At 48.2% G+C, this 23,191-nt stretch carries 23 protein-coding genes and 1 pseudogene; 10 read left to right on the plus strand and 14 right to left on the minus strand.

Annotated features, from left to right (window positions below):
• Positions 1 to 311: 311 nt before the first annotated feature.
• A pseudogene (locus SPM24T3_RS26115) lies at positions 312 to 1,062 on the minus strand (autoinducer binding domain-containing protein).
• A 632-nt stretch (positions 1,063 to 1,694) separates the two neighbouring features.
• Between SPM24T3_RS26115 and SPM24T3_RS04595 the strand changes: the two are divergent.
• From SPM24T3_RS04595 to SPM24T3_RS04605, 3 genes are all read left to right on the plus strand, one after another.
• Positions 1,695 to 3,608: a PTS mannitol transporter subunit IICBA gene (locus SPM24T3_RS04595; protein WP_009635539.1), complete on the plus strand. Its 1,914-nt coding sequence runs from the start codon at positions 1,695 to 1,697 to the stop codon at positions 3,606 to 3,608.
• A gap of 156 nt (positions 3,609 to 3,764) precedes the next feature.
• Complete coding sequence (locus tag SPM24T3_RS04600; RefSeq protein WP_009635540.1) at positions 3,765 to 4,913, plus strand: mannitol-1-phosphate 5-dehydrogenase; 1,149 nt, start codon at positions 3,765 to 3,767, stop codon at positions 4,911 to 4,913.
• A gap of 162 nt (positions 4,914 to 5,075) precedes the next feature.
• Positions 5,076 to 5,624 (plus strand): MltR family transcriptional regulator, encoded by a 549-nt coding sequence (locus tag SPM24T3_RS04605; protein WP_009635541.1) that lies wholly within the window; start codon positions 5,076 to 5,078, stop codon positions 5,622 to 5,624.
• Between the two features lie 5 nt (positions 5,625 to 5,629).
• On the opposite strand, the gene SPM24T3_RS04610 is transcribed toward SPM24T3_RS04605, so the two are convergent.
• Positions 5,630 to 6,070: a hypothetical protein gene (locus SPM24T3_RS04610; protein WP_009635542.1), complete on the minus strand. Its 441-nt coding sequence runs from the start codon at positions 6,068 to 6,070 to the stop codon at positions 5,630 to 5,632.
• Positions 6,071 to 6,177: 107 nt separating this feature from the next.
• Positions 6,178 to 6,789: a LysE family translocator gene (locus SPM24T3_RS04615; protein WP_009635543.1), complete on the minus strand. Its 612-nt coding sequence runs from the start codon at positions 6,787 to 6,789 to the stop codon at positions 6,178 to 6,180.
• Between the two features lie 162 nt (positions 6,790 to 6,951).
• On the opposite strand from SPM24T3_RS04615, the gene SPM24T3_RS04620 reads away from it, so the two are divergent.
• Positions 6,952 to 8,454, plus strand: a complete 1,503-nt coding sequence (locus SPM24T3_RS04620; protein ID WP_009635544.1) for a PLP-dependent aminotransferase family protein — start codon at positions 6,952 to 6,954, stop codon at positions 8,452 to 8,454.
• 90 nt (positions 8,455 to 8,544) lie between these two features.
• A complete protein-coding gene (locus SPM24T3_RS04625; protein WP_009635545.1) occupies positions 8,545 to 8,904 on the plus strand; it encodes a YibL family ribosome-associated protein in 360 nt (119 codons plus the stop codon).
• 131 nt (positions 8,905 to 9,035) lie between these two features.
• Here the strand turns inward: SPM24T3_RS04625 and sodA are convergent, their stop codons facing one another.
• Complete coding sequence (sodA, locus tag SPM24T3_RS04630; protein WP_009635546.1) at positions 9,036 to 9,653, minus strand: superoxide dismutase [Mn]; 618 nt, start codon at positions 9,651 to 9,653, stop codon at positions 9,036 to 9,038.
• 265 nt (positions 9,654 to 9,918) lie between these two features.
• Positions 9,919 to 10,749 carry a formate dehydrogenase accessory sulfurtransferase FdhD gene (gene fdhD / locus SPM24T3_RS04635; protein ID WP_009635547.1) on the minus strand — a complete coding sequence of 277 codons (831 nt, stop codon included), beginning with the start codon at positions 10,747 to 10,749 and terminating at the stop codon, positions 9,919 to 9,921.
• 173 nt (positions 10,750 to 10,922) lie between these two features.
• Between fdhD and SPM24T3_RS04640 the strand changes: the two genes are divergently transcribed.
• Positions 10,923 to 11,528 (plus strand): glutathione S-transferase, encoded by a 606-nt coding sequence (locus tag SPM24T3_RS04640; RefSeq protein WP_009635548.1) that lies wholly within the window; start codon positions 10,923 to 10,925, stop codon positions 11,526 to 11,528.
• 64 nt (positions 11,529 to 11,592) lie between these two features.
• Here SPM24T3_RS04640 and SPM24T3_RS04645 read toward each other — a convergent pair whose 3' ends face one another.
• Positions 11,593 to 12,828 (minus strand): MFS transporter, encoded by a 1,236-nt coding sequence (locus SPM24T3_RS04645; protein WP_009635549.1) that lies wholly within the window; start codon positions 12,826 to 12,828, stop codon positions 11,593 to 11,595.
• A gap of 244 nt (positions 12,829 to 13,072) precedes the next feature.
• Here SPM24T3_RS04645 and SPM24T3_RS04650 point away from each other — a divergent pair, with 244 nt between their 5' ends.
• Positions 13,073 to 14,068 carry an acyltransferase gene (locus tag SPM24T3_RS04650; protein ID WP_009635550.1) on the plus strand — a complete coding sequence of 332 codons (996 nt, stop codon included), beginning with the start codon at positions 13,073 to 13,075 and terminating at the stop codon, positions 14,066 to 14,068.
• Between the two features lies 1 nt (position 14,069).
• Here SPM24T3_RS04650 and SPM24T3_RS04655 read toward each other — a convergent pair whose 3' ends face one another.
• From SPM24T3_RS04655 to SPM24T3_RS04670, 4 genes are all read right to left on the minus strand, one after another.
• Complete coding sequence (locus SPM24T3_RS04655; RefSeq protein ID WP_009635551.1) at positions 14,070 to 14,990, minus strand: GlxA family transcriptional regulator; 921 nt, start codon at positions 14,988 to 14,990, stop codon at positions 14,070 to 14,072.
• Between the two features lies 1 nt (position 14,991).
• Positions 14,992 to 16,020 (minus strand): cysteine hydrolase family protein, encoded by a 1,029-nt coding sequence (locus tag SPM24T3_RS04660; RefSeq protein WP_009635552.1) that lies wholly within the window; start codon positions 16,018 to 16,020, stop codon positions 14,992 to 14,994.
• A gap of 151 nt (positions 16,021 to 16,171) precedes the next feature.
• Positions 16,172 to 17,203 (minus strand): L-idonate 5-dehydrogenase, encoded by a 1,032-nt coding sequence (idnD, locus tag SPM24T3_RS04665; protein WP_009635553.1) that lies wholly within the window; start codon positions 17,201 to 17,203, stop codon positions 16,172 to 16,174.
• Positions 17,204 to 17,362: 159 nt separating this feature from the next.
• Positions 17,363 to 18,562 carry a benzoate/H(+) symporter BenE family transporter gene (locus SPM24T3_RS04670; protein ID WP_009635554.1) on the minus strand — a complete coding sequence of 400 codons (1,200 nt, stop codon included), beginning with the start codon at positions 18,560 to 18,562 and terminating at the stop codon, positions 17,363 to 17,365.
• Between the two features lie 281 nt (positions 18,563 to 18,843).
• Between SPM24T3_RS04670 and SPM24T3_RS04675 the strand changes: the two genes are divergently transcribed.
• Entirely contained in the window at positions 18,844 to 19,296 is a 453-nt protein-coding gene (locus SPM24T3_RS04675) for a GNAT family N-acetyltransferase (protein WP_009635555.1), read from the plus strand.
• Here SPM24T3_RS04675 and SPM24T3_RS04680 read toward each other — a convergent pair whose 3' ends face one another.
• A complete protein-coding gene (locus tag SPM24T3_RS04680) occupies positions 19,297 to 19,833 on the minus strand; it encodes a hypothetical protein (RefSeq protein ID WP_009635556.1) in 537 nt (178 codons plus the stop codon). It lies immediately after the preceding gene.
• A 113-nt stretch (positions 19,834 to 19,946) separates the two neighbouring features.
• Here SPM24T3_RS04680 and yfcF point away from each other — a divergent pair, with 113 nt between their 5' ends.
• Entirely contained in the window at positions 19,947 to 20,582 is a 636-nt protein-coding gene (gene yfcF / locus SPM24T3_RS04685) for a glutathione transferase (RefSeq protein WP_009635557.1), read from the plus strand.
• Between the two features lie 142 nt (positions 20,583 to 20,724).
• On the opposite strand, the gene SPM24T3_RS04690 is transcribed toward yfcF, so the two are convergent.
• The 3 genes from SPM24T3_RS04690 to SPM24T3_RS04700 form a co-directional block, all read right to left on the minus strand.
• Positions 20,725 to 21,177, minus strand: coding sequence for a GNAT family N-acetyltransferase (locus tag SPM24T3_RS04690; RefSeq protein WP_009635558.1), 453 nt, complete (start codon positions 21,175 to 21,177; stop codon positions 20,725 to 20,727).
• A gap of 36 nt (positions 21,178 to 21,213) precedes the next feature.
• Positions 21,214 to 21,846, minus strand: a complete 633-nt coding sequence (locus tag SPM24T3_RS04695; RefSeq protein ID WP_009635559.1) for a LysE family translocator — start codon at positions 21,844 to 21,846, stop codon at positions 21,214 to 21,216.
• A gap of 176 nt (positions 21,847 to 22,022) precedes the next feature.
• Complete coding sequence (locus SPM24T3_RS04700; protein WP_009635560.1) at positions 22,023 to 22,280, minus strand: YdgH/BhsA/McbA-like domain containing protein; 258 nt, start codon at positions 22,278 to 22,280, stop codon at positions 22,023 to 22,025.
• A 390-nt stretch (positions 22,281 to 22,670) separates the two neighbouring features.
• Between SPM24T3_RS04700 and SPM24T3_RS04705 the strand changes: the two genes are divergently transcribed.
• The gene (locus tag SPM24T3_RS04705; RefSeq protein WP_009635561.1) at positions 22,671 to 22,919 is read left to right on the plus strand and encodes a GlsB/YeaQ/YmgE family stress response membrane protein; all 249 of its coding nucleotides are present in this window, start codon (positions 22,671 to 22,673) and stop codon (positions 22,917 to 22,919) included.
• The last annotated feature ends 272 nt before the right edge of the window (positions 22,920 to 23,191 follow it).

The raw sequence follows: 23,191 nt of genomic DNA on the forward strand, positions 1-23,191 counted from the left end.
TATATTAAAAACTAATTTTTGTGGAAATAATTCAACTAATCGGCTAATTCATAGTAAGTGTACTAAGGTATAGGATGTACAAGAATGCTGAGTTTCTTATGGAGAAGATCTGCTCAGGTACTAAGAATATTCTCTATGTTTTTGATGCGGAAATTTTAATGAATTTAACAATCATGTATCACAGAGGTGAATAATGTTATTGAATTAATATGTTTTTAATATTTTTGATGAAAAAACCAGGATTCATTGATTTATAGAATAGCTAAAAAAATCAGCTATCTGCGAAGATTTTAAAACATGGCCATTGATGTTTAAATTTTCGCCAAAACAGGTTGTTGAAGGTTCAGTTCAGAACTAAGACATATAGCCTGCTTGGCATTAGCTACCCCCAGTTTTTTAACAACATTGGCTATGTGAAATTTTACAGTGCTTGTCGTAATACCTAATAAAGACGCAATTTCTTTATAAGTTCGCCCCATACTAGCCCAGTATAGAACATCATTTTCTCGGCGAGAAAAAAGATCTTTACGGTAATTCACAATTAGATTACTTATTAGATTTTTATCTTGATACAAGGAAAGTAGTTTATGATGTATTAACATTAATAGCATTTGAATCTTTTCTTTATTTTTTTCAATTTTAGAAAAAAATTTGCAATTCATTATTTTTATCGATAAGTACTGATAGTGTCACCAGATTATTCGCGCAATCATGAGTTACAAAGGTATAGCCATTAATAACTTCATGTTTTTTAGCAATTTCAAAAATGGATAGCTTGAGTTGTGAATTTATTATAATTTTTTCATTCCAGGAAAAAGGCAGGATGGAATTCAATGCAATGTTAACGATAGGATCAATATATTGATAATTATTTTCTTTATATATAATTTCCCATTTTTTTGGGTAATTTGAAATGGTAAGTAATTCAGAGGGGTTTTTCTTACTCATTACAGCATAGGTATATTTAACATTAAGCAAAGAAAATAATCTTCTTTCTATAAACTCTTCAATGGCCTTGTTTATTAAAATATTATTAAATAGCGAATGCGAGTCAGAGCTCATTGGTTTCTCATTTTATGAATTTTAGGTTGGAATATTATAGGTTATGAAATGACAGGAGGACAGTACTCATTATATTTCACCCAGCGTCATCGTGATGTTTTTTTATTTTTTTAATCAGTAACAAAAGAACTTTATACTTTTATATAAATTCAAGGTTTTTTAATGTTTCACTCTGTTTAGATGGCACTGACTTCATTGTAACTTTCTTTCAATTCTCCACCTGACACCTTGTTTAAAAACTCTAAACGGCTATTGATGTCTTTTTAGGCGGAATTTAATCAGCAGGCCAAAAATAAATTGTGATCTTCATCACGTTTTTGCGACAAATTAAGCTCGATAAAACGTGATGTTGGTCACAATAATTTCACATTCGTGAACGAAATTTGCTCTTTGTGCTTAAGTTACAAGGCTTTTCTGTGATGAGTATCACTAAAATGAGGGGTGGGGAGGGGGGTAGCCCGTGATCGTAATCACGCGCTCGGCCCTGACTACGCGCGGTCATAATGACGTGCTAGAGTTCGCCTTGCAGACAGCAATTCGACGGAATCTCCATCAGGGGAAAAATACCGTCCCAATAACTACCACGTATAACGCGCTCTTATTGTTAGCGCGTATCAATAGGGGTGTGTTTTATGTTTTCACCAGACGTTAAGGTTAAAGTTCAAAACTTTGGCCGCTTCCTGAGTAATATGGTAATGCCGAATATTGGCGCATTTATCGCTTGGGGTATTATTACCGCGCTGTTTATCCCAACGGGCTGGATCCCAAATGCGACACTGGCTAAATTAGTCGGTCCAATGATCACCTATTTGCTGCCTTTGCTGATCGGTTTCACTGGAGGCCGTTTAGTCGGTGGCGATCGCGGCGGTGTGGTCGGTGCTATCACTACCATGGGTGTGATCGTCGGTGCTGATATGCCGATGTTCCTCGGTGCGATGATTGCCGGTCCATTGGGCGGCTGGTGTATTAAACGTTTTGACCGTTGGGTAGACGGCAAAATCAAAAGCGGCTTCGAGATGCTGGTTAACAACTTCTCCGCCGGTATCATCGGCATGCTGCTGGCCGTGCTCTCGTTCCTGGCGATTGGTCCGCTGGTAGAAGCGCTGTCTAAATTGCTGGCCGCCGGCGTACACATCATGGTTATTCATAACCTGCTGCCGCTGGCCTCTATTTTTGTAGAACCAGCTAAAATCCTGTTCCTCAATAACGCTATCAACCACGGTATCTTCTCACCGCTGGGCATCCAGCAGGCCACCGAAGCCGGGAAGTCAATCTTCTTCCTTATCGAAGCCAATCCAGGTCCGGGCATGGGCGTGCTGATTGCCTACATGATCTTTGGTCGCGGTAACGCCAAACAGTCTGCAGGCGGTGCGGCTATCATTCACTTCCTGGGTGGTATTCACGAAATCTATTTCCCATACGTGTTGATGAACCCGCGCCTGCTGCTGGCGGTTATCCTCGGTGGTATGACCGGCGTGTTCACACTGACCGTACTGAACGGCGGTCTGGTCTCTCCTGCATCACCGGGCTCAATTATCGCTGTGTTGGCCATGACGCCAAAAGGTGCCTATTTCGCCAACATTTCGGCGATCGTGCTGGCATTCCTGGTGTCATTCATCGTGTCTTCAATCCTGCTGAAAAGCTCGAAAGTGAAAGACGAAGACGACCTTGAAGAAGCGACCCGTCGCGTGCAGGATATGAAAGCGCAGTCCAAGGGCGGCAAACCGGCGGTAGCTGGCGTTGCCGGTGACCTGTCCACCGTGCGCAAAATCATTGTTGCCTGTGATGCGGGTATGGGTTCAAGCGCCATGGGGGCTGGTGTACTGCGTAAGAAAGTGCAGGACGCGGGGCTGACCCACGTTGCAGTAACCAATACTGCCATCAACAATTTGCCCGACGATGTAGATCTGGTAATAACCCACCGTGACCTCACCGAGCGCGCGATGCGTCAGGTGCCGCACGCTCAGCATATTTCGTTGACCAACTTCCTCGATAGCGGCCTTTATACCGACCTGGTTGCTCGTCTGGTTGAAGTGAACAAGACCAGTGAATACAAAGACAAAGTGAACACCACGTTAAACGATAGCCTGGTTTCAGAAGCAGACAATGCCAATCTGTTCCGCATGAGCCCGGAGAATATTTTCCTCGGTCTGACTGCCAGCAGCAAAGAGCAGGCGATTCGTTTTGCCGGTGAGCAGCTGGTGAAAGGCGGTTATGTACAGCCGGAGTATGTCGATGCAATGCTGGCACGCGAACAGCTTACCTCAACTTATCTGGGGGAATCGATCGCAGTTCCGCACGGCACAATCGAAGCTAAAGATCGCGTACTGAAAACAGGTATCGTGTTCTGCCAGTATCCGGCAGGTATCCGCTGGGGCGAGGACGAAGACGATTCTGCCCGTCTGGTTATCGGTATTGCAGCCCGTAATAATGAGCACATCAACGTGATCACTAAACTGACCACCGCGTTGGATGAAGATGGCGTTATCGACCGCCTGGCCAACACCACAAGTGTTGAGGAAGTGCTGCAGATCATTCGCGGTTAAGGTTAATTGGTCGATAATCTTCGGGTTGTCGAATTGTAAATTTGAGAACGTTACTAACCGGGTCTGCACTTATCCAACGTTTGTCGGGTAGCAGACCCGGTTGTTGATTCGAAGCCCAGAGCTTCCTGGTTCTTGTCACCGTTTTAGGGAGTCATCATGAAAGCTTTACATTTTGGAGCAGGTAACATTGGCCGTGGATTTATTGGCAAACTGCTTGCCGATGCCAAGGTTGAACTGACCTTTGCCGATGTTCATCCTGTTCTGCTGGAAGAGCTAAGCCGCCGTAAGGGTTACAACGTTAACGTGGTCGGCGAGCAAGCCACCGTTGAGCCAGTCTCCAATGTCAGTATTGTTAACAGCACCGGTCAGGAAGCTATCGACTTGATCGCCCAGATTGATTTGATGACCACTGCTGTTGGTCCAACCGTGCTGGAAAAAATCGCTCACAACGTGGCGAAAGGCCTGGTATTGCGCCATCGGCAGGGGAATGAAAGCCCGCTGAATATCATCGCCTGTGAAAATATGGTGCGTGGCACAAGCCAGTTCAAACAGCATGTATTCAATGCCCTGCCAGAAGATGAAAAAGCGTGGGTAGAAGCGCACGTTGGCTTCGTTGATTCTGCCGTAGACCGCATTGTTCCTCCGGCGGCTGCAGGTTCAACCGATCCGCTGGAAGTCACCGTTGAAACCTTTAGCGAGTGGATTGTTGATAAAACTCAGTTCAAAGGTCCGCTGCCTGATATCAAAGGCATGGAGCTCACCGATAACCTGATGGCCTTTGTTGAGCGCAAGCTGTTTACCCTGAATACCGGCCATGCGATCACCGCCTATCTCGGCCAACAGGCGGGCCACGCAACAATTCGTGATGCTATCCTCGACCCTAAAGTGCGCGAAGTGGTGAAAGGCGCGATGGAAGAAAGCGGTGCGGTGCTTATTAAGCGCTATGGCTTTGATGCTGATAAACACGCGGCCTACATCAAGAAAATCCTCTCTCGCTTTGAAAACCCGTATTTGCATGACGATGTCGAACGCGTTGGCCGTCAGCCATTGCGCAAACTCAGCGCGGGCGACCGTCTGATCAAGCCGCTGTTGGGAACCCAGGAATACAGCTTGCCGCATGCTAATCTGGTGATCGGTATTGCTGCCGCGATGCGTTATCGCAGCGAGCAAGATCCTCAGGCGCAAGAGCTGGTTGAATCGTTGACCACACAAGGGCCGAAAGCCACGCTCGTCGAGGTTTCCGGTCTGCAGGCCGACAGTGAAGTGGTGGCTCAGGTTGTCAGCGCTTACGAGAAAATGCACTAAACAGTCTGTCATTTTTAACAATCAGTGACGTGTTGGCTCAACACGCATTCCAACACCCGATGTAAACGTCTCATTGGACGGCACAAATGCTGTCCGATGAGTACAAATCAAGGATGACGCCGTGGGCGTTGAAAGACTCACTAAATATCGTGAATAGCGACCATGGAAAAAGCACAGGCATTTGAGAACCGAGTGTTGGAAAAGCTGAATGCGGGAAAAACCGTGCGCAGTTTTCTGATGACAGCTGTCGAGCTATTGGCTGAGGCGCTGGATATTCTGGTCGTTCAGGTTTTTCGCAAAGATGATTATGCGGTGAAGTATGCCGTAGAACCATTGCTTACCGGCAATGGCCCGCTTGGTGATTTGGCAGTGCGCTTGAAACTGATTTATGCGCTTGGGGTGATAAGTCGCAATGAGTATGAAGATGCCGAGTTGCTGATGGCGCTGCGCGAAGAGCTAAATTACGACGGTAGCGAATACCGTTTTACCGATGACGAAATTCTCGGGCCTTTTGGCGAACTGCACTGTGTAGCAACTCTTCCACCAGCCCCGACCTTTCTCAAATCGGGCGAGGCTGACGAGTCATTAATTGCCATGCAGCGCCAGCGTTACCAGCAGATTGTCCGCTCTACTATGGTCCTTTCCATTACCGGGCTGATTGCCCACATCAGCAATCAGCAACCGTCTCGACTTTCGCCCGTTAAACGTTAATTTACTCATCTACTGACTGGTCGCCAGAATTTTCGTACACCGATTAATATCAGCAGAGAGACGATCATTGAGGAAATATAAATTTTAGTCGCCGGAAAATCATCAACGCGAAGCGCCACGTCAGCGCCAATCGAATCTTTGATTGTGTGGCTGAATAAATAAGTGAACAGGAAAAGGAACAGTGCATTAATTACCAGCGATGCAAACTGAAAAATACTGTCTTGCTTGAGGGATAAAGGTTTGATTTTATCAAACAGGAAATACGTCACCATAAAGTAAATGACATATTCTACCGCGAGAGTGATCGGCAGAATTATAAAAGCCTGTAAATCTAAAATTGCGCCTTTATGATCGCCAAGGTATTGAGACACTAAAATATCCAGCGAGAAATATCCGAGCAGTGCGAATAAAAACCCAAATCCAGTTAAAAAATATGCCTTTGCCATCTTGATTCTCTAAAAATATTAATTTATCACCGGGTTAAACATTAAGGGCAAAACCGTTAACCCGATGATAATAGGTATTTTTAAAGTACTAAAAAATCCCGAACCACTCAATGGATAGTGACATTCTTTATCTCATCGACGATAAGCCACAGCGCGGTGAGCGCCATTAGCCCGGCCATCACGGTGTTAAATATCTTAAGCTTCCATTCCACCTGTAAAGCCTGGCGCAGCCTGTCGCCCATCAACGCCCAAATAAAGACGCAAGGGAAGTTAAAAACAGCAAAACCAATGCAGTTGGTCAGCGTGTGGTGGAGCATATTGCCTCCTGGCGGTGTAAACAGAATCGCCACGTTAGTCGCCATCAGCCAGGCTTTAGGATTGACTACCTGAAACAGCGCGCCGCTGATTAATCGCATTGGATGCTGCTCGGCCTTATTTTGTGGTGTAGACGAGCGGAAAATTTTCCAGGATAACCAAAACAGATAACTACAGCCAATCACCGCCATCGGCAGGCGGATTACTGTCATCCAGCTCAACAGCACCGCCAGCAAAGTGGTGGTTAAAGCACACTGCAACGCACAGCCTAAAGTAATTCCGAAGGTCATCGGCAGCGTTTTGCGCAGCCCGAAATTAACTCCGGAGGAGGCCAGCAGCAGATTATTCGGACCCGGTGTTATAGACATCACGGTCACGTAACTTACAAAGGCAGTATCAAGCATCGGGTTGTCCTAATCATAAAAGTGCGATGTTTCCGCAGAGCGAATGAGTGATTAGCATAGGACGATAAAGAATTAGGATACAGAGCCAGATATCAGCTATTGTTATGGTTACAGTGGGTTAAAATATGAACTGTATCCATATCAATGACGGGAACTGACACCATGGCTGAATTGTTACCTGAAACCTTCCGGGATGGCGTGATAGAAACGACCACCGAGACGCGATACAACCAGCTGGCCGATCAGCTGGCCGAGGCGATTGCTCGCGGGACACTGTTGCCCGGTAGTCGGCTGCCTTCGGTGCGCCGCAGTGCCGAAATTTATCAGGTTAGTATCAATACCGTGGTGGCTGCCTATCGCCGGCTGGAGGATCGCGGTTTAATTGAGGCGCGCCCGCAGTCGGGATTTTATGTGAGCAATGCGCTGCCAGTGTTGGAGAGTCGCGTCGAGGAGCACTCGTTGGCCGCCAGTCCAGCTGATGAAGTGCTGGAACTGATTGATACTGTGTTCGCGGCGCAAACCAATCCTGCGTATACCAATATTTCGCTGGCTTGCCCGCAGACCACCGATTTTTATCCCGGTGGGAAACTGGGGCGTATTATGTCCTCTTTGCTGCGCCGCCAGCCGCAGCTGATTTCACAGTATGCGTTGCCGCCGGGTAATCTCCATCTTCGCCAGCAGATAGCACGCCGTTCGATGTCACTGGGCATGATGCTTGAGCCTACGGACATCACGCTAACCCATGGCTGCATGGAAGCTTTGCAGCTTGCTTTGCGAGTGACAACCCAACCTGGTGACAGTGTGGGTCTTGAAACGCCTACCTATTTTTTCCTGCTGCCATTGTTGGCCAGTCTGGGCCTGAAAGCGGTTGAAATTCCTACCGATCCCCAGAATGGATTATCTCTTGATGCGCTGGAGTTGATGCTTGATGAAAAGCGTCTCAACGCCGTTATTGCAATGCCGACAGCGCAAAATCCAATGGGATTCACCATGCCTCTGGCGGCCAAAAAAAGGCTTGCCCGCCTGATGAACGATCATCGCGTGCCACTGATTGAAGATGGGCTTTACGCCGAGATTCAGTTTGGTCCAACGCTTTCTCCCGCGGTAAAATCGTTTGATAAAAATGGCTGGGTGATTTTCTGCACCAGCTTTACTAAAACGCTGGCACCGGATTTTCGAATCGGCTGGGTTGCCGGGGGACGTTTTTCCGAACAGCTGCGACAGCTGAAAGCGGTTTCTTCAATGTCCGAATCGGCGCTGTTATCAGAAACGCTGGCCGTATTTTTAGAATCTGGCGGTTTTGATCACCATCTTCGCACTTTAAGAAGACGCTATGCCGCGCTGGTCGATGAAGCCAAATCTCTGATTATGCGCTATTTTCCACAGGGCACGCGGGCAACACAGCCGCAGGGCGGATTTGTTTTCTGGGTGGATTTTCCGGCGAGTGTTGATACGGTTAAACTGTTTGAGCTACTGCTTAAGGAAAAAATCTGCATGACGCCGGGAACCTTGTATTCACCCAGCGGGCGTTATCGCAACGCGCTGCGGCTTTCCTGCTGCTATCCTTTTAATGCTCGCTATACTGACGCTCTGGCAAGAGTGGGCCGTCAAGCCTGCGAGATGAGTGGATTACCGCCAGGAATCGTTACACAGGCTGCTGAATAGGCGACTTCCTGTTACACTACAGCCTGAATTTAATTTTTCGCTATCCTGCCCCGCAATCTCGCGGCGCCTGATGGCATACGGGTTATCGAAATGATCGAGAAAGAAAAAGCAGAAATTAAGCGTCTGAGCGACATGCTTGACGCCTTGAACCACAAAGATGCTACCGTTATTCAGCAAGGCGTGACCGAGCAGATTGACGAGCATATGAAAGAAAAAGAGAAGCTGGCTGCGGAAATCGAACGTCTGCGCGGTGTGCGTGAAGTGAAGCTGAGCGCCGAAGCCCAGAAGCTCACCAAGCTGTTTAGCCGTGAAATTACCAAGAAAGAACAGGCTGATATGGGCTCGTTCAAGAAAGCGGTGCGCGGCGTGATCGTTGTTCATCCAATGACAGCATTGGGTCGCGAGATGGGCCTGAAAGCAGTCACCGGCTTTGCGAAAAAGGCTTTCTGACCCCAGTCAGTCAAGCTCTGAATTGCAGGCATAAAAAAACCGACGAAGCTGGCTCCGTCGGTTTTTTTGCGGCTTTTTTTAGGCTTTCCTACCTCAGTAGGAGGCCCTCAAATACTCCGCCAGAAACATCATTAAGCTTTAGCGAAGTTTTCTGCCGCTACGTCCCAGTTTACAACATCCCAGAAGGCTTTGATGTAATCAGGGCGTTTGTTCTGATATTTCAGGTAGTAAGCGTGTTCCCAAACGTCCAGACCCACGATTGGGGTACCAGATGCGCCAGAGATTGCTTCGCCTAACAGCGGGCTGTCCTGGTTAGCAGTAGAAACTACAGCCAGTTTGCCGTCTTTCTTGACCAGCCATGCCCAACCTGAACCGAAACGAGTGGTCGCAGCTTTTTCGAAGGTTTCTTTGAAAGCGTCAACGCTGCCGAAGTCACGTTCGATAGCGGCTTTCAGGTCGCCCTGCAAGGTGGTGCCTTTTTTCAGGCCTTTCCAGAAGAAGCTGTGGTTTGCATGGCCGCCAGCGTTGTTACGCAGGGCAACTTTTTTGTCAGCTGGAACTTTGTCGAAGTTTTTCAGAAGCTCTTCAACCGGCAATGCAGCCAGTTCAGGCAGGCTTTCCAGTGCTGCGTTAGCGTTGTTAACGTAGGTCTGGTGATGTTTGGTGTGATGGATTTCCATCGTTTCTTTGTCGAAGTGTGGCTCAAGAGCGTCGTAAGCGTAAGGCAGGGATGGTAGTGAATAACTCATGTTCATCAGCTCCATTTTAGTTGGGCGGTGCAGATTAGGGTGAACACCGCATAATCAGTCGGATCATTATAGTTAATAAATTGATATTGAAAATGATTATCTATGCTGCACACTCTGTGTGGGTATTTCTAAGCCCCTGTAATTCGGGGCTTAGAGCAAGATTAACTAACCAAAATGCAAAATCTTCTAAGGCTTTTTAGGTACTCTAGCAGCGAAAAAGTCGCCATTTAACCATTCACTTAATGAGGCTTTTGCATTTGGTTATTCATTCGGTCAATCGTTGCGGATGACTATAGACCGTAGCACGTCCGGGCTTACTAAAGCCAACCAGGGTTAAATTGCAGCATTCGGCGACATCGATTGCCAGCGACGTTGCAGCTGAAACCGCAAACAAAATCTCTATGCCGCACATCGCGGTTTTCTGAACCATTTCATAGCTGGCTCGGCTGGAAACCAGCGCCGCACCAGCAATCCAGTCGGCTTCCCGCGCCTTGATGCCAAGCATTTTATCCAGAGCGACGTGCCGCCCGACATCTTCACACCCGCCGAGCAGTTGCCCCTGAGAGTTTACCCACGCTGCGGCATGAGTGCAGCCGGTCAGTTGGCCTACGGGTTGAATCGATTTCAACTGTTCCAGCGCTTTGTCGAGATTGCCCATGGAAAAAGTTTGGGTAAACGGCAGTGCTGCCAGCGGGCGAAACAGGTCGTCGAGCTGCTCGATGCCGCACACGCCACAGCCGGTTCGCCCAGCCATCGCTCGACGGCGTTCTTTTAGTCCAGCAAAACGACGGTTCGACAACTCTATATTGACCTCAATACCGTGACAGTTTCGTGTCACGTCGAGACCAAAAATATCACGCGCTGATTTAATGATGCCTTCCGACAGTGAAAATCCCACCGCAAACGCCTCGAGATCTTTTGGCGAGGCCATCATCACCACGTGAGAAATTCCGTTATAAACCAGCGCTACCGGCACTTCTTCCGCCACCCAGTCTGGCTGGCTATTGTCCAGACTGCGTCGCTGAACGACATGGCGCTGTTGCAGGCCCGGCTGATTATCGGGAGAGGTTGAAGCACGGCTATCGGGGTTATTCAAGGGATTATCCGCTGAGCTGAAATCTGTTTTGACTATCAATCAGGGTAGACCTAAGCCCGCTAAAATTGAATCTCAATCTGTGCTTATCGCTGGTAAAAAGTGGCCCGGCTGCTAATTTTATAGAAGATGAATGGGTATTTTCAGCTTTCCCGGATTTGGATAAGGAGGGTTTGATGAAGTTGATTGGCAGCTATACCAGTCCTTATGTGCGTAAAATTTCGGTGATGCTGATTGAAAAGGGGATTAAGTTTGAGTTTGTGAACGATCCGCCGACCGCAGAGGGCAGTAAAGTCACGGCGTTTAATCCGCTGGGTAAAGTGCCCGCGCTGGTCACTGATGAAGGCGAAATCTTCTATGATTCACCCATCATCGTGCAATTTATCGAGTTGCTCAACCTTTCTCCGACCCTGTTGCCGTGGGAGCCTTTGGATGCCTTGCGGGTCAAGCAGGTTGAGGCGCTGGCCGATGGCGTTACAGATGCTGCCGTGGCGCTAGTGCTGGAAAACCGCCGTGAAGCGCCGCAGCGAAATGAAGAATGGATTATTCGCCAGCGCGGCAAGGTGCTGCGCGGGCTGGATCAGCTGGAGAAGTTAGCCAGTGAGCGCCAGTGGCTCAATGGTGAAGGACTTAACGTCGCTGATATCAGCGTAGCCTGTACGCTAGGCTACTTGAATTTTAGACGAATTGCTCCGGGCTGGTGTGTCGAGCGGCCAACGCTAATCAAATTGGTCGAGCGGTTATTTCAGCGTGAGAGCTTTGCCCGCACCACGCCGCCGTAAAAATTTCATATAATTTGATAAATAACAGCAATTTAGATTCCCCCGCTTTTAACGGGGGATCCGCCTAGACTACTGCTCCGCCGACCACAGGTCTGCGGTTGCGGATAAACACTGCTACCAGTGAAAGCCACAGCAATCCGCTGATTAAATTGAACAGGCTGAACAGCCAACTTCCGCCGCTGAGGTAGGCCACTTTTGCCAGCTCGATACCTAATGTGAACACCAGCATGCTGATCATGCCCATCGCGGCGGAAACTGTGCCTTTGCTCATTTCGCTGGAAAACAGCGTCAGGCGATATAAACCGGCGTTAGCAACACCGATACCAAAAGCGTACAGACTAAGCCCTGCTGTCATCCACAAATAGGCATGGCCGGAAAGCAACGTCGCCAGCGCGGCGATAAACAGCCCTATAACCATTGGCACCGCTCCCAGCTTGATCAACTGTTCGACGCTGCGTTTGCCGGTCAGTTTTGCCAGCGTCAGGTTACCGATAATTAGCGCGCCAAATACTGGAACCTGTAACAAACCATAGTCAAATGCTGAAAGACCTTCGCCGCTAATCAGGATCACCGGAGACTGGGCAATCCATGCCAGCAAGGGCAGGCTGGCAAAGCCAATGGCCAATGAACCACAGAGGAACGGACGGTTTTTCAGCACAATTTTATAATCGGCAAGCAGGCTTTTGACCGAGAATTTCTCGCCAATTCGCGACGCGGTTTCTGGCATCGCTTTGTTAAGACCCCAGAAGGCAATGCTCGCCAGCACGGCAAAAATCACAAACATCACCTGCCACGGCGCAAACTGCACCATAGCGGCACCGGCCAATGGGCCGAGAAGCGGAGCGGCCAGCGCGACGTTTGCCATCAGCGCAGTAATGCGGATACAAACCGACTCTTCAAAGGATTCTTGAATCGTGGCGTAGCCGACTGCGCCGATAAAGCACAGGCTTATCCCCTGAAAGAAGCGGATTACCATAAACTGTTCTATGGTTTGGGCGAGTAAAATAGCCAGACAGCTAACGACGAAGAATCCGACACCGGCGAGCATGACCGGGCGACGCCCACGACGGTCTGAAAGTGGCCCAAGCAGCCATTGCAGGAACATGCCGCCTGCAAGATAGGCCGTCATTGAGGTAGGCACCCAATCTTCGCTGGCGTTAAAATTAGCGACCACCGCGAGCATGCCGGGTTGGATCATATCGTTAGCGATATAAGTCGCGAACTCAAACAGCACCAGACACAGAGGAAACAGTAGCGCCTGCCGACCCAATAGGGACGCAGTATTCGGAGAGTTATGCATAATAATTTCACAAAAAAGTGCTAATGGATTGATAATTAGCAAAAAAATAGGGACTGTCCGAGTAGGATTAACAAGCGGATGCAGTAATGGCCGCTATTCTGCCGATATTTTGAGCAAATGGCAATGATCTTTCTAGGGTTCAGCACATTATAAGAGTGATTATTTAACACGCTAGCCATTAAATAGTCGATTAAGCGGTCAGAAACTTGTGTTAAGTTTCATAAATTTTAAGGATTGGCCGGGAATGAAGCAAAAAATAGCCTGGATAGACAACCTGCGCGCTATCGCCTGTATGATGGTGGTAATTATTCACGCTACCAGTTTTCATGTCGTCGATTTTAGCGCCTTGGGAACCGGGTCTTGGTGGCTGGCCAATTTGCTCGATTCAGCCGCACGGCCGTCTGTACCGCTATTTTTCATGATTTCCGGTTTTCTATTTTGGGGTGAAAAAAGTGCCCAAAGTCGGCATTTCCTGCGTATCGGCCTGTGCCTGGCCTTTTACAGCACGGTATCACTAGTTTACATCCTGATTATGACAAAAATAGGTTTTTGGCCTTCATTGCGCCATATCTTGCAAAAGCCGGTGTTTTATCATCTTTGGTTTTTCTACGCGATCGGGCTTATATACTTGCTTTCTCCGTTTATTCAGATCAAAAAAACACCGCCGCAAACCCTGTTAATTGTTGCTGTACTTTTGGGGATAATCGCAAATCCGCAGCTTCCCGCACTGAATTGGCAGGGTTTTCACCTGCTGCCTCTCAATCTGTATATCAGCGGTGATGCTTTTTATTATCTGCTGTACGCCCTGTTAGGGAGGGCGTTAGGCACGCTGGAAATGAATAAACGTTGGGTCGGCTGGCTGGCGGCAGGGGTGTTTTTCGCCAGCAGTATCTTGGTTGCTATCGGGACACACCATCAGTCACTGATTAATCAGAACTTTGCCGGGACTTTCTACACTTATTGCGGTCCTTTGGTGTTTGTCTCGGCGGTGTCGCTGTTTGTCTGCGGTAAGCAGCTACTCGCCAGCAGCGAATCGCGTTTTTTAGCACTGGTTTCCCGGCATTCTCTGGCTATTTATGGCTTTCATGCATTAATCATCATCGCCCTGCGCGGTAAACATATAGATTTTCCACAGTTTCCGCTGCTGAATATCGGCTATTTGTTTCTCTGTGGATTTGGCGGAGGGCTACTATTGGCGCTGCTGCTTGGCCGCGTAGACAGTAAGCGTTGGGTGAGCTGAATTACTCGGGCTGCCACCGAAGCAAAGCTCTGCGCAGCTGGCGGCCCGACGAAAATCCGGCGGCGAGAGCGGCTTTTTCCTGACCGAGGCCTTGCTGGATGCGCTGTCTGGCCACCGCGATACGTAGCTGTTCGTGGTAGTCGCGCACACTTATTCCGAGATATTGGCGGAACAGGCGCGTGAGATGGCGGCTGCTGATATGGGCCTTTGCGGCGACATCTTCGACCTGCCAGTCTGATTCGGGGTCCGAGGAAATAATATTCTGGGCGCGATGCACTGCCGGATGCAAATGATTACGGTGCTGCAACCACGGCGAAAGCTGCGGGTCTTCACCGGCACGGCGGAAATACACCACCATTTCTCGTGCGACGTCGAGCGCGGCCTGTGGGCCAAGATACTGAGCGACGAGGTACAGCGCCAGATCGATACCAGCAGTGATACCCGCGCTGGTCAGCACGCTGCGGTCTTCAACAAATATTCGATTATCTTTAACCAAAGCCGCAGGAACTCGCTCGCGCAGCCGCGAAATCACATCGTGATGCGAGGTGCATTGATAACCATCCAATAGTCCTGCCATTCCCGCCAGCAGACTGCCCGAGCAGATACACACCAACTGCAGACGGCCCTGTTCAATTGCCGGTTTTTGCGCGGCAAGCCAGTCACGGCAAAGCCTGGCGGGGTGGGTGTCAAACTGAGTGGCCGAGTCACTGACGCCCGGCACCATGATAATACTGCCGTCCGGCAGCTCGGAGGGTAGCGGCAGCAGGCGGCTAACCACCAGACCGGTAGTCAGCTCAACCTCATTCAGCGGGCTGATGTAATGCAGTTGAAAGTGGCCGCTCAGGCGCAGGGTTTCGGCTGGACCAGTGAGGTCTAGCGCCAGCGCGCCGGGCAAAGTTATAAAAAAAACATCCCGCTGCATATCACTCCAGACTAATGGTTAGATGCTGATTCATATAGGCAGCAATATCAGGCTCTTTTTGCAGCAAAGTTTCGACAAATGCATTTCGCTCAAAGGCCATCACTTGCATATCCCAGACGCAGAACGATTCAGTCAACGCTTCGCGCCATTGACCATTTTCCGTGACCCATATTTTCATCCGCAACTCATTTTCATTGTCCCACCATCCGACCACCAGATAATCCATCGTCTTGCCGCGATGTTCCAGCATCCAGCCTACGCCCGGACGATCGGCAGTGGTGGCGCGCGGCGGTAACCAGCTTGCTACGCGTGAGTAAGCACGTTCGAAAATATCTGTAGGCGAAGAAGTGCCTGCAAATTCAATGCCGTAGCGTTTAAGCTGCCAGCCTTGATGATTCCAGGTAGCCAATGGATCAATCCGGCGCGGAAGATAAGGTTTGGGCTGCCACTTGGCCTTGGTGATAGTCGATTCTGTCTGCGACAGGCGCGAATCTAACTCAGCCAGAGCACCATCAACGTCGGTGACAGTGGCAAAACGGTCGGCCAATACTAACTCGGTACGGCGTTTGATTTCATCGGTGCTAAAAGTTTGCCCAGATGAATGAGTCATTGGAAAAGTCAGTGTTGCTTCAGTCACGAAGGTCACTTCAAATCCTAAATCATAGGCGACACGAGTGGTAGTTTCGCAGCACTGTTCTGTACGCATACCGCTGATAATCAAGTGTTTAATATTTCGCTCATGCAGCCAAAGGTCTAGCCCAGACTCGGTGAGCGCATTATGTACATGCTTGTAAATGCTGACCTGTGGCTTATGGCTGAGAAAAGACATCGGCGTAACAAAACCCGACTCCAGCGCAAAAGGACCTTCTTCTGCGTGAAAGATATCAACCAGCGTCACGCCACGGGTTTGGCAGCCATCAATAAGCCGTGAGATAGCGTGCTTAAATGCAGGGAAGTCATCTTCTTGCCAAAAATCTTTCTGCTCAAAAGAACGCTGAACGTCGATAATCAATAATGCGCTGTCAGACATATTCGGACCTCCTGTTTTTAATATAAAGCTATATTGCGCGGGATTCTTACAAAGATGAAGGCCAAAAACGGACATGATGCTGACAGGGCGGGACGACGTAAAAAAGGCAGCCGTTGCGAGGCTGCCTGCTAATGGGGGTGCTACTGAGAACCTAAAATACCAGCTGTACTTTTGACGCCTTAGTTTTATCGGCCGCAAATTCCAGCGCCTGAGTCAGCTCGTCTTGCGGATATTCGGCCGACAGCAGCGGCATCGGGTCGATGACTTTATTGCCGAGCCACTCGACGGCGGTGACAAACTCTTCTGTGAAGCGGAAGCTGCCGACCCATTTAATTTCTTTGGCAATCAGCATCATCATTGGGAAATCAGGAATTGCGCCACCCATGCCGACCTGCACCAGCGTCCCTTTGGCGCGAGTCACTTCCAGACAGCGGCGAATGGAAGAGTGGTGGCCTGAAGCATCGAATGAGACGTCGAAGTAACCTTTCTGTTCAACATAAGGCGCGAAATCGCCGTTGGCGGCATGTAGAGTTTTCGTTGCGCCCATCGCTTTGACGATTTCAAGACAGCGCTCGCTCAGATCGGTACACACCACTTCTTTTGCGCCTTTGGCTTTGGCCGCCGCTGCAATCAGGCTGCCGATCGGGCCAACGCCAGAAACGAAAACAGTTTTACCTTTTACATCACCGGCCTGATTAACGGCGTGGATAGCGACTGCCAACGGCTCTGCAAACACCATCAGGCGATCGCTGACACTGTTATCAAAAGGAATGCATTGTGCGCTGTCGACAATTTTATATTGGGTAAAAGCGCCGTTGATGTGTGGAAAATACATCGCGCTGCCGAAGAACTTCATGGTTGTACACTGATTTTCTTCACCAGCCAGGCAATATTTGCAGCTATGGCAAGGTTTGCTTGGGTTAAGAGCTACTTTCTGGCCCGGTTTCAGCGCTGCGTTATCGGATTGCTCGACCACGCCAACTACCTCGTGCCCAAGGACCATGGCTTCACGAACTTTGAAATCGCCCACTGCACCGTGCTCGTAATAGTGCAAGTCGGAGCCACAAATACCGCCGCGGGTCACTTTAACCAATGTTCCTGTGCCTTGATAATCCAGATGCTGGTCCACCACGGCGACGTCTTTTTTCCCGGTTACTACGCAAGATTTGGTATCGATTTTCATCTGATTTTGCTCTTTTGTCTGGCGAATTATCCCTCCAGTAAAGAGGCTTTGCGGCAAGTAAAATGTGATCGCCGTCACTAATTGACGTGTTACCGAATTCTGTTACGCATAACATGAAGGGCCTCAACATTTTGAGACCCAGATTGCATTTTAAGGATGCTAATTACTGATTTTTTTCTGAGATTTAGCGGGCAAGCTCAAAATACAGTGCGTAATTACGCCACCTACCAAACCCCAGAATGCCGAACCCACGCCAAACAGCTGAATGCCTGAGGCTGTAATCAGAAAGGTGACGATGGCTGCATCACGCTGTTTTTCTTCGCCCAGCGCGCGATGCAAGCTGCCGGAAATGGTGCCCAATAAAGCCAGACCCGCAATGGTATGGATAAGCGGCGCAGGCAGGGCGGTAAAAAGCGTACCTATCGAGCCGCCCAGCAGACCCGCCAGCAAATAAAATACCCCTGCTGCAACGGCAGCGGTATAACGCTTTTGCGGGTCTGGGTGTACGTCTTTACCCATGCAAATCGCTGCAGTTATTGCCGCAATACCTACCGAATAGACGCCAAAAGGTGCAAGTAGCAGCGTCACCAGCGCAGTCACGGTAATCAGTGGAGAAACGGGAACCTTATAGCCAGAGGCATAGAGAGTGGCGATTCCCGGTGCATTTTGCGAGGCCATAGTCACGACAAAAAATGGCACGCCAATGCCAATTAACGTCGACCAGGTGAAATGCGGAGCGATCAGTATTGGTGCTGCAAAATGCAATGCCTGCCCGTGGAAAGCAATATCCCCTTGTAATGCCGCGATGACTAATCCAACGCATAGAGAAAGGATCACTGCATAGCGCGCAAGATAGCGTCGTGCCAACAGGTAAGTCAGGCACATGCTGCCCGCCAACAGTAAATTAGTCTGTAGCGACACAAATGCATCGAGCCCAAAGCGCAGCAAAATACCGCCGAGCATCGCCGCCGAAAGCGCCTGTGGAATGTAACGCATTAGCTTGGCAAACAGCCCGGTAATACCCGATAGCAAGATCAGGCCATTGGCGAAAACAAATACGCCGATGGCTTCATTAATCGAGATGCCCGGCAAACTGGTCACCAGCAGAGCCGCGCCCGGCGTGGACCAGGCGGTAAGTATCGGTGTGCGGAAGTAGAACGATAAACCGATGGTGGTAATGGCCATGCCGAAGCCGAGCATGGTAAACCAGCTGCCAATTTGTGCCAGGTTAGCCCCGGCTGACTGGTAGGCTTGAAAAACTATCGCCGCGGCGCTGGTATAACCCACGAGGACGGCAACAAAACCGGCGATAATCGTTGAAAACGACCAATCTTGCAGACTAAATCTTGAGGAGCTCATCAACTGACCTTGTATTTGATAACACCGCTTGGAAGCCTTAAAGCGAGAGAGTATGCTTTTACTTTATAGATCAAAGGCGCTGAGATTATCACCGCGTGCCAGAGCGCACAATCGTTGCACTCTGGGTCAGACGGGTTGCTACAACCGTCACAAAAAAACACGTTTACGCTAGGTTTCATGATTGCCGTCATCATTTGCTTGATAATCTTCAAAATATATTGACTTAATATTCAAATTAAATGAATTTAAATTCAATTTATTTAACCGTTAGGAGCCTTGCGATGAGTCAATTAGCTAAACCAGTTATTCGTCCGCTGACACCTGCTGACCAACAGCAGTGGGAAAGGTTGTGGCGTGAATACCTTGATTTTTATCAGAGCGAGTTAAATGAGGATATATACGAGCAGACTTTCCAAAAACTTTCTCAGTCAGACTATGAGGCGATGTTCGGCTTTGTGGCCGAGTCAGAGGGGAAACTGCTCGGGATCGTCAACTGTATCAACCATGATCACGGTTGGAAAACTCAGCAAGTCGTCTATCTGCAGGATTTATATGTGTCAGCCGATGCCAGAAAACTTGGCTTGGGTCAGGCGCTAATTGAGGCGGTGTATGAATATGCCGACCAAAATAATAAGGCTAACGTCTATTGGATGACGCAGACCTCAAATACTACCGCCAGAAAACTTTATGACCGCATCGGCACTCAGACAGACTTTATAAAGTACCAGCGTTAATTACTGGTTCTTAATCGGGGTGATGTAACAAGTGCTCAGTTCGCTGACTTCATCTTCCTGCTGGCTTATTTCGTAGCCTTTATCATTTAAGAGCAATGCGCTGTAAGGCACGCTATTAACCTGCTGCACTACCGATTCCTGGTAACTTTTCAGAATATTGGCTTTGGCTACCGCCTGATCGGGCTGGTCAAGGCCGGTAACCTGCACCAAGGTATCTTTGAATTCGTTGGAGAAAGAGGTTCTGTTGAGCTTGCTGGTAATGAGTGAATGAATGTTGACGGTGACATCATTGCCAAGCAGATAAATCAAAACTGTTTGATAAACCAATAAATTTTTAGATTTTTTCACCAGAAAACCATTTTCAATGACTTTCATGGTCGGCTCATTAGGATAAATAATATCGCTTAGGCAAAGTGTTCGATCGCCAATCTGCATGCGATTAAATTTTGCTTTGATCTCTTTAGCCGAAGCGGCAAAAGTCTGTACGGTGAAAAATGCGGACAGCAGCATGACCACAATCAGGATAAATCTCTTCATCGAGCCTCCTGGAGGTAAATTATTCAATCGACTCATAGTTATTGCTAACAGAGTACGCTATGTTTCAGAGATCAAAGCAGGGAATAAATGAGATTCCGCTACCAGGAGGCAAAATGAGTGACCCCAAGTTAACGCTGTATTCCGATGCTAATTATTATAGTCCGTATGTGATGTCAGCATTTGTGGCTTTAACGGAAAAAGGTATTCCTTTTGAAATAGAAACTGTGGATTTGGCGCAGGCCGAAAATCTGCAAGAAAACTATTCGGCTATTTCAACCACGCGACGCGTGCCTACACTTTCCAATGGCAGTTTTCAGCTTTCTGAATCCTCGGCCATCGATGAATATATTGAAGAGCTTTTTCCGGCACCGACCTTTTCTGCGATATATCCCGAAAATCCCGAAGATCGCGCTAAAGCTCGTGAAGTCCAAGCCTGGTTGCGCAGTGACTTAATGCCAATACGTGCAGAACGTTCAACCGAAATTGTTTTTGCCGGACAGAAACGTCCCGCGCTGACCGAAGCTGGACAGGCAGCCGCAGAGAAGTTAATTACTGCAGCAATACGCTTGCTGGGTGACCGTAATAATTTGTTCGGTGAATGGAGCATTGCTGATACCGATTTGGCGCTGATGCTTAACCGACTGTATCTTAACGGTGATACTCTGCCCGAAAAATTGGTCGAATACGTTCAGCACCAGTGGCAGCGCGATTCGGTCAAAGAATGGTTGGCTTTATCGAAACCTGAATAAAAATTGTCACCACCGCGTTGATGTAAAATCGCGCGGTGGTTTTATAACATCCATTAGTCACGCATTGTTCAACCCATAAAGGTAAGACAATGCGTAATTATTATTGTATTTGATGCTAAATCAGCAGGATAAAACTCTTTTATCAGCCCAGCTTTTTGGTCAGGAAATAGCGAAGATGTGTAGATTCAACCCCCTCTGGGGCACGAATATCTTCGATATAATCCTCAAGCGTCATTTTGCATTCATAGCCCAGACGTTCATAAAATGGGCGCGCCTGAAAACTAAAAGTATCAACCAGCGCGTAACGACATCCGCGTGCAAACGCCTCTTCTTCCGCCTGACGCATCAATAGCGTGCCGCAGTCCTTGCCACGAAGCGACTCATCAACCCACAGAAATTTTATATTTAGAAAGTTACCCACGGTTTCGGCGATTAAACCACCGGTTTTATTTCCAGCTTCGTCTTCAATAAAAACGGCCAACTCCTTAAAAGAGGCTGGAGGAATAAAGTTTTTATTGTAGCCCCGCAGGCCATCTTTAATTGCTTCGATATCATCATGAGTGGGCGTTGCGGTGATACGGGTTTTCACATTCATTTTCATTCCCTTGTTTAAAACTAAAAAGTTATAACATTAACGTTTACTGGTCGCTAAACGAACTGCAAAGGCGATAAACACCATTCCAGTGAGGCGATCCATCGTTCGAACCACTGCCGGGCGTTGTAACCAGCGCGAAAGCGGGCGTGTGGCGGCGATCATGGTTGATGACCACAGGGTGCCAATCAAAACATGGATCATCGCCAAACCGAAAGTGAAGGCGGCTACCGGATAACCTGTAGGCACAAACTGCGGTAAAAAGGTGACATAAAATACGCCGACTTTAGGGTTAAGTATGTTTCCGAAAAGCCCTTTAATGAACCAGTTGCTATTTTTTCGTGCCGATATTTCTGTTTCTGATGCTTCGGCAGCCATTTTATTACGCGGTTTGATCAACATTTGCAGGCCAAGCCAGCAGAGATAGGCCGCGCCGACCCACTTGAGCGCGTCAAATGCCAGCTCAGATGCCGTCAACAATGCTCCCAGACCCAGCGCGACTACCGCGCCCCACACTATACAACCCGCATTGACGCCCATTGCAGCCTGGAAGGCTTTTTTGCTGCCTTCACTGGCGGCGGTTCGCAATACCAAAGCTGTGTCGAGTCCGGGGGTCAGCGTCAGCAAGGTAATTGCAAAGCTAAATGACACGAGCGAGTCGGTAAGAGTCATGATCTGTTCCTTGAAGAGGAAAGAGACAGGATATTAATCGGCGGGAAGGGATGCAATGGCTGCGTTAAGAATGTTTTTCAGAAAAGCAAAAGGCCAATAAAATCGCTCTTAAGGAGAATTTTATCGGCCTTGGCGGCGCTCAAATGAAATTGAACAACGCGATTATTTTTGAGCTTTTACTTATACAGCACGGCACTGGCGTTCATCAGGTTATTGCCGGTCACTGAAGTGATGCGGTAAGACGAAGCCCCAGCTTGTTTTGCCTGATTAGCCAAGTCAGTTTCGAGAGAGTCCAGGGTGGTCGCACCGCTGGCAGTGACGACGCCAATTTTCTGCGCGCCATCAGTAGGTTGAGAAACCTCTTGGGCAGCGAAAGTTGCGAATGAAGCTAAAGAAAGAGTAGCTGCTACTGCAAAATATTTGATGCTTTTCATGATGTCATTCCTAATCAGTTAAGTCGTGATGAAAGGTGGTTGCCTTTCGATGTGGTGATATTAGGCCGATTGCGAGACAATGAAAAACGGATTGATTTGAGAAAGTCTTTCAAAATAACTGTTCAACTTTTACGCATTTTTACTTATTCAAAGGTAGAGCTTTACATCAGTTGCCAGCGGTTTACTTTCGAACGCTAAAGGTAGGTGGTTTTCTGTTTGTCACTGATTTTGAGCGGGTTTGTTTAAGTCTGCTAAAATAGAAACCGAGTACGACAAAAAGGGTCTGTAACACTACGTAGCAGACCGACGCATTGGAAAGGAATTTCCATTCGTTTAGCCTGATTGGCTGAACAAATTTCACGGTTTTTAAATGTATTAGGAGACGTCAAAATGGGTATTTTATCCTGGATTATTTTTGGTCTGATTGCAGGTATTCTGGCTAAGTGGATCATGCCGGGTAAAGACGGTGGCGGCTTTATTATGACCGTGATCCTGGGGATTGTTGGTGCGGTTGTAGGGGGTTACATTAGTACTTTCTTTGGCCACGGTCGTGTAGACGGCTTCAACTTTGGCAGCTTTGTTGTCGCAGTGATCGGTGCGATTGTCGTACTGTTTATCTATCGTAAAATTCGTTCTTAGTCGAACGATTGAGCATCAGAAAAAGTCGCGCCATGTCGCGGCTTTTTTTATTTCAATATTTTAGGCGAATTTTATCCTTGTAGAGAATTCTGGGCTCAATATGCTTAATGGTATGTAATAAATCTCATTTAAGAGGCTGGATTTATTTTAAATTAAATTATTCTCTATCATTAAATATAGATTTAAATAAATTATTCAGATTTGATTTGTCCATTGATAAGAATTAAAGCAATCATTCATCCAGTTTGAATGGGACCCAGTGCATCTCGCTG

This window comes from Serratia sp. M24T3, assembly GCF_000257645.1.
Lineage (GTDB): Bacteria > Pseudomonadota > Gammaproteobacteria > Enterobacterales > Enterobacteriaceae > Rouxiella.